The organism is Streptomyces sp. NPDC015139 (assembly GCF_043079785.1).
In the GTDB taxonomy this organism is placed as follows: Bacteria; Actinomycetota; Actinomycetes; order Streptomycetales; family Streptomycetaceae; genus Streptomyces; species Streptomyces albidocamelliae.
On record NZ_JBIBUW010000017.1, the window covers coordinates 1 to 11,657 of the forward strand.

The 11,657-nt window shown below is 72.4% G+C and carries 9 protein-coding genes; 5 read left to right on the top strand and 4 right to left on the bottom strand.

Annotation, left to right across the window (positions count from 1 at the left end):
* From ACF08B_RS33300 to glgB, 3 genes are all read left to right on the top strand, one after another.
* Positions 1 to 372 (top strand): alpha-glucosidase C-terminal domain-containing protein (locus tag ACF08B_RS33300; RefSeq protein WP_392320797.1); only part of this gene is annotated, 372 nt, incomplete at its 5' end.
* Between the two features lie 93 nt (positions 373 to 465).
* The gene (locus tag ACF08B_RS33305; protein WP_392320798.1) at positions 466 to 1,860 is read left to right on the top strand and encodes a maltokinase; all 1,395 of its coding nucleotides are present in this window, start codon (positions 466 to 468) and stop codon (positions 1,858 to 1,860) included.
* Positions 1,861 to 1,882: 22 nt separating this feature from the next.
* The gene (gene glgB / locus ACF08B_RS33310) at positions 1,883 to 4,267 is read left to right on the top strand and encodes a 1,4-alpha-glucan branching enzyme (protein WP_392320799.1); all 2,385 of its coding nucleotides are present in this window, start codon (positions 1,883 to 1,885) and stop codon (positions 4,265 to 4,267) included.
* A 119-nt stretch (positions 4,268 to 4,386) separates the two neighbouring features.
* On the opposite strand, the gene ACF08B_RS33315 is transcribed toward glgB, so the two are convergent.
* Both ACF08B_RS33315 and ACF08B_RS33320 read right to left on the bottom strand, forming a co-directional pair.
* Positions 4,387 to 6,618: a HelD family protein gene (locus tag ACF08B_RS33315; protein WP_392320893.1), complete on the bottom strand. Its 2,232-nt coding sequence runs from the start codon at positions 6,616 to 6,618 to the stop codon at positions 4,387 to 4,389.
* 169 nt (positions 6,619 to 6,787) lie between these two features.
* Entirely contained in the window at positions 6,788 to 7,309 is a 522-nt protein-coding gene (locus tag ACF08B_RS33320) for an Lrp/AsnC family transcriptional regulator (RefSeq protein WP_176985568.1), read from the bottom strand.
* Between the two features lie 45 nt (positions 7,310 to 7,354).
* Between ACF08B_RS33320 and ACF08B_RS33325 the strand changes: the two genes are divergently transcribed.
* Positions 7,355 to 8,266, top strand: coding sequence for an NAD-dependent epimerase/dehydratase family protein (locus ACF08B_RS33325; RefSeq protein WP_392320800.1), 912 nt, complete (start codon positions 7,355 to 7,357; stop codon positions 8,264 to 8,266).
* A gap of 37 nt (positions 8,267 to 8,303) precedes the next feature.
* Here ACF08B_RS33325 and ACF08B_RS33330 read toward each other — a convergent pair whose 3' ends face one another.
* On the bottom strand, positions 8,304 to 9,071 hold the full coding sequence (locus ACF08B_RS33330; protein WP_392320801.1) for a DUF2127 domain-containing protein: 768 nt from the start codon (positions 9,069 to 9,071) through the stop codon (positions 8,304 to 8,306).
* A 94-nt stretch (positions 9,072 to 9,165) separates the two neighbouring features.
* Complete coding sequence (locus tag ACF08B_RS33335; RefSeq protein WP_392320802.1) at positions 9,166 to 10,839, bottom strand: MFS transporter; 1,674 nt, start codon at positions 10,837 to 10,839, stop codon at positions 9,166 to 9,168.
* A 142-nt stretch (positions 10,840 to 10,981) separates the two neighbouring features.
* Here ACF08B_RS33335 and ACF08B_RS33340 point away from each other — a divergent pair, with 142 nt between their 5' ends.
* Positions 10,982 to 11,605 (top strand): TetR/AcrR family transcriptional regulator, encoded by a 624-nt coding sequence (locus ACF08B_RS33340; RefSeq protein ID WP_392320803.1) that lies wholly within the window; start codon positions 10,982 to 10,984, stop codon positions 11,603 to 11,605.
* The last annotated feature ends 52 nt before the right edge of the window (positions 11,606 to 11,657 follow it).

Below are 11,657 nucleotides of genomic sequence, written 5' to 3' on the forward strand. Positions count from 1 at the left end.
TACGGCTACCAGGTCACCAACGTGGAAGCCTCCATGTCCTCCCCGTCCAGCCTCCTCCACTGGACACGCCGCATGATCGAGATCCGCAAGCAGAATCCTGCCTTCGGACTGGGGTCCTATACCGAGCTCCCGTCGTCGAACCCGGCGGTGCTCGCCTTCCTGCGGGAGTTCGAGGACGATCTCGTGCTCTGCGTCCACAACTTCTCCCGCTTCGCGCAACCCACGGAGCTGGACCTGAGCCGGTTCGAGGGACGGCACCCCGTCGAGCTGTTCGGCGGCGTGCGCTTCCCGGCGATCGGTGAACTGCCGTACCTGCTCACCCTCGCGGGGCACGGCTTCTACTGGTTCCGGCTGCGCCGGGACGCGGCGTAGTCCGGCCGGGTGGGGCGGTGGTCGGTTTCCACCGCCCCACCCGGGGCACGCAGAAGTAAACCCCCGACCATCCGGGGAAAGGACGCGACGCCCATGGCGGAAACGGTCACTCCCTCCGGCACCACCGGCACGCTGCTCGCCTCGCTCGACCCCTTGCTGCGCACATGGCTGCCCAGGCAGCGCTGGTTCGCCGGCAAGGGGCGCCCCGTCACCGGCTTCACCCCGGTGGCCGTCACCGAACTGCTGCGCCCCGACGGCCGACTGGGCCTGTACCACCTGCTGCTCCGCGTCCACCAGCCGCCCGCACTGGGCGCCCCGGCGCACCCCGGCGACTGCTACCAGCTCCTCATAGGCGTGCGCGAGGCGCTGCCGCCCCGGCTGGCGCCCGCGCTGATCGGTCACGTGGAGGACGGGCCGCTCGCCGGCCGCACGGTGTACGAAGCCCTCTACGACCCCCGGCCCGCCGAGGTCCTCATGGAGGCCCTGCGCACGCGGGCCCGCATCGGCGGGCTGCGTTTCGAGCGGGACCCGCACCTGGAGATACGCGAGGGCCTCGTGGCCCGCCTGATGACGGCCGAGCAGTCCAACTCGTCGGTCGTCTACGGAGATACGTTCATCCTCAAGCTGTTGCGCCGGGTCGTCCCCGGCATGAACCCCGATCTGGAGCTGCCCCTCGCCCTGGCCCGTGAGGGCTGCCCGCGCGTGCCCGCGCCGGCGGCCTGGCTCCATGCCGAGGCGGACGGCGAACCCGACGGGCCGTACGTCCTGGCGGTGCTCCAGCCCTACGTCAGCGGCGCCACCGACGGCTGGGAACTCGCGCTGCGCGAACTGGCCAAGGGCGAGGACTTCCTCGCCGAGGCACGGTCGCTGGGCCGGGCCACGGCGGAGGTGCACACCGCGCTGGCGCGCGCCCTGCCGACGGTCACTCTCGGCCACGCCCAGCTCCAGCCGCTGGCCGACGGCATGACCGAGCGGCTGGAGGCGGCCGTGCAGGCGGTGCCGGCGCTGCGGCCGTTCGAGCGGGGGCTGCGGTCGGCGTACACCGCGCTGGCCGATCTGGCCGCCGAGGGACGTACCTGGACGGCCCAGCGGGTCCACGGCGATCTGCACCTCGGGCAGTGCCTGCGCTCGCCGTCCGGTGAGTGGTCGCTGATCGACTTCGAGGGCGAGCCGGCCCGGCCGCTGGCGGAACGGCGCATGGCACAGCCCCCGGTGCGGGACATCGCGGGGATGCTCCGCTCCTTCGACTACGCCGCCCACTCGGCGACCCCGGCCGCCCCGGACTGGGCGCACGCCTGCCGGGCCGCGTACTGCTCCGGCTACGCGGAGGTGGCCGGCCGCGATCCGCGCACCGATCCGGTGATGCTGCGGGCCCACGAGACCGACAAGGCGGTCTACGAGGTCGTCTACGAGGCCCGGCACCGTCCCGACTGGCTGCCCGTGCCGCTGTCGGCGGTCCGCCGCCTCGCCACGTCCGAACCGATCTGATCCTCGCCCGGGAGACTCGCTCGTGACGTCCAAGAAACCAGTCCCCTCGAAGAACAAGTCCGCCAAGAGCAAGTCGGACAAGAAGGTCCCGCCGCAGAAGGCCGCGCAGGCGAAGGCACCGCGGGCGGAGGTACCGCGGACGGAGGTTCCGGAGGCTCCCGGGACGCGGGCCCCGCGGGTGCCCCCGCAGCCGGCGGCGCCCGCTCCGGAGGTCGCCGTGTCCCCCGCGGTGGACGCCGGTGACCGCGAGCGGCTCCTGCACGGCACCCACCACGACCCGCACTCGGTCCTCGGTGCCCATCCGGTGCCCGGCGGGATCGCCTTCCGGGTCTTCCGCCCGTACGCGCAGGCCGTCACGGTGGTCTCCGGCGAGCTGCGCGCGCGACTGCACGACGACGGCGACGGGTTCTTCTCCGGGCTCGTCCCGCTGAGCGAGGTCCCGGCGTACCGGTTGCTCGTGACGTACGACGGCACGGTCAACGAGACCGAGGACGCCTACCGCTTCCTGCCCACGCTGGGCGAGCTGGACCTGCACCTGCTCGGCGAGGGCCGGCACGAGCAGCTGTGGCAGGCGCTCGGCGCGCACGTCACCACCCATCAGGGAGTGACGGGGACCCGGTTCGCGGTGTGGGCGCCGAACGCGCGGGGCGTACGGGTCACGGGCACCTTCAGCTTCTGGGACGGCACCGGCCACCCGATGCGCTCGCTCGGCTCCACCGGGATCTGGGAGCTGTTCGTCCCGGGCGTCGGTGAGGGCGAGCTGTACAAGTTCGAGATCACCCGCCCGGACGGCTCGCGCACCCTGCGGGCCGACCCGCTGGCCCGCCGCACCGAGGTGCCGCCCGCCACGTCCTCGATCGTGCACGCCTCGCACCACGAGTGGGGCGACGCGGAGTGGATGGACCGGCGCGCGGGCACCCCGGTCAACGAGGCCCCGTTCTCGGTGTACGAGGTGCACCTGCCGTCCTGGCGGCCGGGCCTCACCTATCGCCAGCTCGCCGACCAACTCCCCGCGTACGTGACGGAGATGGGCTTCACCCATGTGGAGCTGATGCCGGTCGCCGAGCATCCCTTCGGCGGGTCCTGGGGCTACCAGGTCACCGGCTTCTACGCGCCGACGGCCCGCCTCGGCACCCCGGACGACTTCAAGTACCTGGTGGACCGGCTGCACCAGGCGGGCATCGGCGTGCTGATGGACTGGGTGCCGGCCCACTTCCCGCGGGACGCCTGGGCGCTGGCGGAGTTCGACGGGCGTCCGCTGTACGAGCACCACGACCCGCTGCGGGCCGCCCATCCCGACTGGGGCACGCTGGAGTTCGACTTCGGCCGCCGTGAGGTGCGCAACTTCCTGGTCGCCAACGCCGTGTACTGGTGCGAGGAGTTCCACATCGACGGGCTGCGCGTGGACGCGGTCGCCTCGATGCTCTACCTCGACTACTCGCGCGAGCCCGGCCAGTGGACCCCGAACGAGCACGGGGGCCGGGAGAACCTGGACGCGGTGGCCTTCCTCCAGGAGATGAACGCCACGGTGTACCGGCGCTGCCCGGGCGTGGTGACCGTCGCCGAGGAGTCCACCGCCTGGGACGGGGTCACCCGCCCCACCCACCACAAGGGCCCGAGCGGCTTCGGCGGGCTCGGTTTCGGCCTGAAGTGGAACATGGGCTGGATGCACGACTCGCTGGAGTACATGAGCCACGATCCCGTGCACCGCAAGTACCACCATCACGAGATGACGTTCTCGATGGTGTACGCGTACAGCGAGAACTACGTCCTGCCCATCTCCCACGACGAGGTCGTGCACGGCAAGCGGTCCCTGGTGTCGAAGATGCCGGGCGACTGGTGGCGGCAACGGGCGGGCCACCGTGCCTACCTCGGCTACATGTGGGCCCACCCCGGCAAACAACTCCTCTTCATGGGGCAGGAGTTCGCCCAGGGCGCCGAGTGGTCCGAGGCGCACGGCCCCGACTGGTGGCTGCTCGACCCGTCCTACGGCGCCGAGGCGGACCACCGGGGGGTGCGGGATCTCGTACGGGACCTGAACGCGGTGTACCGGACGACTCCGGCACTGTGGCAGCGGGACACCGACCCGGCGGGCTTCGAGTGGATCACGGGGGACGCGGCGGACGACAACGTGTTCGCGTTCCTGCGCCTGGACGCCGACGGCGCCCCGCTCCTCGCCGTCTCCCATCTGGCCCCGGTGATCCGGCACGACTACCGCCTCGGTGTGCCCGAGGACGTGCCGGCCTGGCAGGAGGTGCTGAACACCGACTCGGGCGCGTACGGCGGGAGCGACGTCACCAACCCGGACGCCGTCAAACCCGAGCCGCAGCCCTGGCACGGCCGCCCGGCGAGCATCCGCCTGACCCTGCCACCGCTGTCGACGGTGTGGCTGCGACCGGCGTGGTGACCGGCGGACGTGCCGTTCCCGCCGGGACGTCCCCGCGGGACGGGTGAGACCGGGGGCCTGGAGCGGCTGCTCCAGGCCCTCCGCCGTGCCTCCGCCGTGCCTCCGCCGTGCCTCCGCCGTCAGGCGGCCGCGGCCAGGCCCGGCGGCAGCGTGCCGGTGTGCAGGATCCCGAGCCGCTGGGTCGCGCGGGTCAGTGCCACGTACAGGTCGCTCGTGCCGTAGGCGCCCGGCTCCACCACCAGGACCGAGTCGAACTCCAGGCCCTTGGCCTGGCGCGGGTCGAGGAGGACGACCGTGTGCGTCAGGTCGGGCTCGGCGCCGGCCGTGACGCCGTCGAGGCGGGCGGCCAGCGAGCGGTGCAGTTCGCGCGGGGCGATCACCGCCAGGCGGCCCTCGGCGGGCGTGAGTTCGGCCACCGCCTCGGCGACCGCGCCGGGCAGGTCCCCGGCCGCGTGGCGCACCCAGGGCCGTGACCCGGTGGAGCGGACCGAGCTCGGCGGTTCGAAGTCCGGCTGCTCGGCGCGGACGACGGACGCGGCCAGGTCCATGATCTCGGCCGGGGTGCGGTAGTTGACGGCGAGACGGGTGTGCTCCCACCGGTCCTCGACGTAGGGGTCGAGGATGCCGGCCCAGGAGCCGACGCCGGCCGCCTCCGCGGTCTGAGCGGGATCGCCGACCAGGGTCATCGAACGGGTCGGGCTGCGCCGCATGAGCAGCCGCCAGGCCATCGGGGACAGCTCCTGCGCCTCGTCCACGATGATGTGCCCGAACGCCCAGGTGCGATCGGCGGCGGCCCGCTCGGCGGCGCTGCGGTGGTCCGCCTCCTCGTGCCGCTCGGCGAACCGCTCGGCGTCGATGATGTCGTGCGCGGACAGCACCTCGGAGGACTCCGGGTCGCTGTCCTCCTTGTCGTCGAACTCGAAGGTCCGGGAGGCGTAGGAGACGTCCAGCACGCCCTGCGCGTAGGCCACCTGGGTCTCCCGCTCGCGTTCCGCGCGGGCCCGGACCGTCCGGTCGTCCTCGCCGAGGAGTTCCGCCGCCTCGTCCAGCAGCGGCACGTCGGCGACGGTCCAGGCGCGGGTCACCGGGCGGCGTACCGCGTCGGCGTCCGCCGGGGACAGATGGCCGTCCGGCTCGGCGAGGAAGTCGGCGAGCAGCCGCTGCGGGGTGATCCGGGGCCACAACCGGTCGATGGCGGACCAGACGTCCCGGTTCTCGGCGAGTTCGTCGCGGATCTGGGTGATGTCGGAGGCGTCGAGCAGGCTGCTGCCGTCGTACGGGTCGGTGCCCACGCGCTCGGCGTACAACTCGGTGAGCGCGTTGAGGACATGGCCCTCGAAGTGCTCGCGGGCCGCGTTGTGCGGCAGCCCGGCCGCGCGGGTGCGTTCCCTCGCGACGCCCACCAGGCCGTCGTCGAGCATCAGCACCTCACGGTCGTGCTCGATCGCGACCACCGGGTCGGGCAGGGCCTGCCGGTCGCGTACGACGGCGGCCAGCACGTCGGCCATGTCGGCGCGGCCCTTCACCGCGGCCGCCTCGGGGGTGTCGGCGGCGGTGGCTCGCACGCCGGGGAACAGTTCGCCGACCGTGGCCAGCAGCACCCCGGTCTCGCCGAGGGAGGGCAGCACCTCCCCGATGTACCCGAGGAAGGCCGGGTTCGGGCCGACGATGAGCACGGCCCGGCGCGCGAGCAGTTCCCGGTGCTCGTACAGCAGGTAGGCGGCCCGGTGCAGGGCCACCGCGGTCTTGCCGGTGCCGGGGCCGCCCTCCACGACGAGCACGCCGCGGTGCGGTGCCCGGATGATCCGGTCCTGCTCGGCCTGGATGGTCTGCACGATGTCGCCCATCCGGCCGGTGCGCGCCGAGTTCAGCGCGGACAGCAGGACGGCGTCCCCGGTGGGGTCCTCGTAGCCGGTGCGCGTGGCGTCGCCGAGGTCGAGGATCTCGTCGTGCAGGGAGGTGACGGTCCGGCCCTCGGTGGCGATGTGCCGGCGCCGGCGCAGGCCCATCGGCGTGTGTCCGGTGGCCAGGTAGAAGGGGCGGGCGACGTCGGCCCGCCAGTCGATGAGGACCGGGGTGCGCTCGGCGTCGTCCCGGCGCAGTCCGATCCGGCCGATGTGGTGCTCGGTGCCGTCGGTCAGGTCGATCCGGCCGAAGCAGAGCGAGCCGTCCACGGCGTTCAGCGCGGCGAGCAGCCCGGAGCGCTCGGCGACCAGGATGTCCCGCTCCAGCCGGGCCTGCATGGGCTTGTCGCCCTGGGCGAGGGCGTCCGCGACCGACGTCTCGGTCTCACCGCGCAGGCCGTCCACGCGCGCGTACAGTCCGTCGATGAATTCCTGTTCGTGCCGCAATTCATCGTCCGGAAATTCGGTGTTTGACAATTCCGCTCCCGCCCGGATATACTCTGCTCAGTGAACTTCTCCGCGACCATTCTTAAATGAAGTCGCGAACCACTGAATATACGCACAGAAATCCCCCGAGCGCAATTGCCGGGGGATTTTTTGATGGGCCGCACCGGGGTCAGGGCGAGTCCGGCGGCAGCAGCGGCTTGCGGCGCACCGGTGACGACAGGACGATCGAGGTCGTCGTCCGGCCCAGGGCCGACGTCCGCTCCAGTATCTCCTCCAGGTGCACGGTGTCGGTGACGGCGACCTTGAGGATCCAGCAGTCCTCGCCGACCACGTGGTGCACCTCGGTGATCTCCGGACGCTCGATCAGCTCCAGGGTCCTCGGGTGCCCGAGGGTGTACCCGCCGTGCGGGTCGACGCGTACGAAGGCCTGGATGCCGTAGCCGAGCCGGGCGGGCACGACCTGGGCGCCGTACCCCTCGACCACGCCGGCCTCCTCCAGCCGGCGCACCCGCTCGGCCACGGCCGCGGGGCTGAGGCTGACCCGCCGGCCCAGTTCGCTGAGCTTGATCCGTCCGTCGGTCTGCAGCAGCCGCAGGATGTCCCGGTCCACGCCGTCGAAGGCCACCGGCGTTTCGCGGGCGACGACCCGAAGTCGCCGCGGTTCTTTCGGCGCGGCGGCCGTTTCTCCCATGTCTCCCCCTTCAGAGCGCCGTGTCCGGCCCGGAGAATTATGACCATGACAAAGGCACGAGAGGTACTGGTCATCGGCGGCAACCGCTATTTCGGCAAGCGGCTGATCGCCCGCCTGCTGGCGGCCGGTGACCGGGTCACCGTCCTCAACCGGGGCTCGTCGCCGGCGCCCGCGGGCGCGGTCGGGCTGACCGCCGACCGAGGCGACGAGCGGGCGCTCACCCGGGCGCTGGGCGACCGGACCTTCGACGTCGTCCTCGACCAGGTCTGCTACACCCCGCGCCAGGCGGAGCTCGCCCGGCGCGTCTTCACCGGCCGCACCCGGCGCTATGTGCTGACCTCCACGGTGGAGGTGTACGAGCACCAGCACTCCGGGGCGCCGGTGCCGGAGAGCGCGGTGGACCCGCTGACGGTCGCCGTGGACACCGGGCTGCCGTGGGACGACCCGGAGTTCCTGGACCGGAACTACGGCGAGGGCAAGCGGCAGGCGGAGGCGGTGTTCGCGGCCGGCCCGGACCTGCCGTACGCCTCGGTGCGGGTGGCCCATGTGCTGGGCGGTGACGACGACTTCACCGGACGTCTCGCCCATTACGCCGACCGTGTCCGCACCGGCGCCCCCATCGCCGTACCACCCGTGGCCCACCCGGCCACGTACATCCACGTCGAGGAGATCGCCGACTTCCTGTTCTGGACGGCGGGCGAGGACTTCACGGGCCCGGTCAACGCGGCCTCGCACGGCGAGCTCACGGTCGCGGAGCTGGCCGCCGAGGTGGCAGCCCAGGTCGGCGGGGGTGAGCCGCGCTTCGAGACGACCGACGCGGCCGAGGTGTCCCCGTTCGCCTTCCGCCGCCACTACGGCATGGACAACACGCGGGCCGTGCGGCTCGGTTTCGCCTTCGGGGACGTACGGCGGTGGCTGCCGCGCGCGGTCGCCGAGACGCTGGGCGGTACCGGCTGACGGGGCGGGATCGGCCGGCGGGCGGAGGGCACCGCGGTCACGCGGGTACCACGCCCGCCGACTCCTCCACCTCGAGCAGCGAGGCGCTGTGCCGCTCCTCGTCGAACTTCCGGCGTCCGCCGCGCAGTCCGAACAGGCGCTTGGCCAGGGCGATGTAGAGGACGGCGAGGATGTTGAGGACCAGCGTGGCGATCTTCAGCCAGCTGATGTGCTCGGTGAGCTCGTAGATCTCCAGCGGGAGGAAGGCGGCCGTCGCGACCACCGTCAGGTACTCGGCCCAGCGCTTGGCGTACCAGAGGCCGACCGCCTCGACCAGTTCGACCAGCGCGTAGGCCAGCAGCAGGGCGGCCACCAGCAGCAGCGTGGAGTGCCGGTAGCCGAAGGCCTTCTGGATGGAGCCGACGACCGGCGAGTGGTCGAGGTCGTAGTGGAAATGCCGGAACACCGGGCGCAGCACGCCCAGGTACTCGTTGAACAGCCGCCGCACCGCGTCCTGGCTGTTGCTGAACTTCCAGACCGCGACCGCGACGAGCACGATGAACACCCCGCGCACGGCCCGCTCGACGGCCAGGAAGCGCAGGATGAACAGGTCGCGCAGCACCTTGCCGCGCGGCACCAGCGGGGCGTCGGCGGCCGGTCCCGAACCGTGCGGCTCGCCGAGCACGAAGTCACCGCAGCGCAGGCAGCGCCAGACGTCACCGAGCGCGGTCGTCGCGTGCAGCCGCATCCGCAGCCGGGGGTCGTCCGGCGCGTAGGTCACATGCCCCTTGCGCGAGCAGGTCCGCCGGTCCCAGTCGATCTTCATCCCCCGTGCCTCCATACGTGTACAGACGCCACGCGCGAACGTGCCGTTCCGGTCGATCCGGAGCGGCACGCTAGCGGACGCGGACGCGCGGCGGTCAGCCGGCCGCGCTGTCCACGAGTTCCCTCTCCTCCTCCTTCACCTGAGGGGCGGGGCTCTCTCGACGCGGGAGCAGGACGGCCACCAGGACCGTGCCGATGCCCAGGATCACCGCGCCGACCAGGCTGGTGTGGGCGACCGCGTCGGAGAAGGCGGAGCCCACCGCGTCGGCCATCTGCCGTGCACCGCCCGCGAGTTCGCTGGCCTGCTGCTTGAGCTGTGCCGCCTGCTGCGGGTCCTTCGCGGCCGCGGCACGGGCCGCCACCCGGTGCGCCTTGTCACCGATGCCCTGCGCGACGGCGTACCCGGCGCCGACCGAGTCCCGCGCGGTGTCCAGGGCGCTCGCCGGGAGCTTCGAGCCGGCGGTGGCGTCGGTGAGGTGGTCGCCGTAGGAGGTCGCGAGCAGCGAGCCGAGGACGGCGATGCCCAGTGAGCCGCCCAGTTCGAGCGAGGTGTCGTTGACGGCGCCGCCGACGCCCAGCTCGGACTCCGGGAAGGCGCCCATGATGGCGTCGGTGCAGGGCGAGAGCGCGAGGCCGATGGCGAGGCCGAGGATGACCAGGGGCGCCACGAGGTCGCCGTAGGCGGAGGCCGCGTCCACGCGGGTGAGGAGGGCGAGGGCGGTGGTGCCGCCGACCATGCCCGCGCCGACGGTCCACTTCATGCCGACGCGGGGGGTGAGCCAGCCGGTCAGGGCCGAGCCGACGAAGACCGCACCGGCCAGCGGCAGCATGCGCACGCCGGTCTCCAGGGCGTCGTAGCCGAGGACGAACTGCAGGTGCTGGGTGAGGTAGTAGAAGGCGCCGAACACGGCGAGGAAGAACAGGGCGACGGCGAGGTTGGAGCCCGCGAACCGGCGGCCGGTGAAGCGGCGCACGTCCAGGATGGGGCGCGGGTGCCGCAGCTCCCACAGGACGAAGGCGGTCAGGGCGACGCCCGCGACCACCGCGGCCGTGACGGCCTTGGGGCCCCAGCCGAAGTGCGGACCCTCGATGATCGTGTAGATCAGCGCGCCGGCCCAGATCACCGACAGCAGGCCGCCGACGTAGTCGATGCGGTCGTGGTGACCCGCCCGGGACGGCGGGACCAGGACGAAGGTGCCGACGAGGGCGACGGCCGCGACGGGCACGTTGATCAGGAAGGTCGAGGCCCAGCCGTGGTCGCGCAGCAGGGCGCCGGCGACCACCGGTCCGGCGGCGATGGCGAGTCCGGCGGTGGCCGTCCACAGGGTGATGGCCCTGGCCCGCTCCGCGCGCGGGAAGGTCGCGGCGAGCAGCGAGAGCGTGGCCGGCATGATCAGGGCCGCGCCGACGCCCATCACGGCACGGGCCGCGATGACGGCGGTGGCACTGCCGGCGAGGTAGCCGAAGACCGCTCCCCCGCCGAAGACGACGAGGCCGAGCCCGAGGGCGCCGCGCCGGCTGTACTTGTCGCCGATCGCGCCGAGCAGCAGCATCAGTGCCGCGTAGGGGACGGTGTAGCCGTCGATCACCCACTGGAGGTCGGCGCCGGAGAGACCGAGGTCCTTCGTCATGTCGGGCGCCGCGACCGTGAGGGCGGTGTTCGCCATCACGATGATCAGCAGGCTCAGGCACAGCACCAGCAGTGCCCACCAGCGCCGGGCGTAGGGCCGGTTCATCCTCTCGACCGGTTCGGTCATGACGAGTCGCATGGCAGGGGTCGCCTTCCTCGGATGCGCGACGAGAACTTCAGGAGGTTGCGCGTCGTCGACTTGCACAGTGACGTGCAATTGCACAACCATGTGCAATGTACGTCGTTGCACAATGCTGTGCAAGTCGGCTCGGGGAGGCACAATGACCGCCATGACCACGGGTAGCACCAGCCGCGCCGACGCCAACCGGCGCCGCATCCTCGATGTCGCCCTCGCCGAGCTGCTGCGCGACCCCGACGCCTCCATGGACCAGATCGCCCGTGCCGCGGGCGTCGTACGACGAACGGTGTACGGCCATTTCCCGAGCCGGGAGGCGCTGATCAGCACGCTGGTCGACGGGGCCGTTCAGGCGCTGGCGGACGCCGACGACCACGCCCGGGAGACGGTGACCGACCCGGCCGAGGCGGTGGCCCGCTCGGTGCTGGCGATCTGGGCGGTCGCCGACCGCTACCGGCTGCTGGTCGCCCTGGCCCAGCGCACCGTCACCGTACAGGGCATCCGCGAGCGCCTCGCCCCGCTGCGCGAGACCAAGATCCGCGTGCTCCAGGAGGGGCTGGACACGGGCGTGTTCAGCTCCCCGCTGCCCGCTCCGGCGCTGGCGTACGTGCACGAGCAGATGCTCTTCGCGGTGATGGAGGCGGTGAACGACGGGCTGCTCACAGCAGAGGAGGCGGGCCGCTCCGCCACGGTCGCCGTGCTGACCGCGGCGGGCGTACCCGCCTCGCCGGCCACCTCGTTGGTGGCCAGGGTGAGTGAGGAACCCTGAGCCAGAAGTCCCTGGAGGAGTCCTGAGCGAGAAGTCCCCGGAGGAGTGCTGG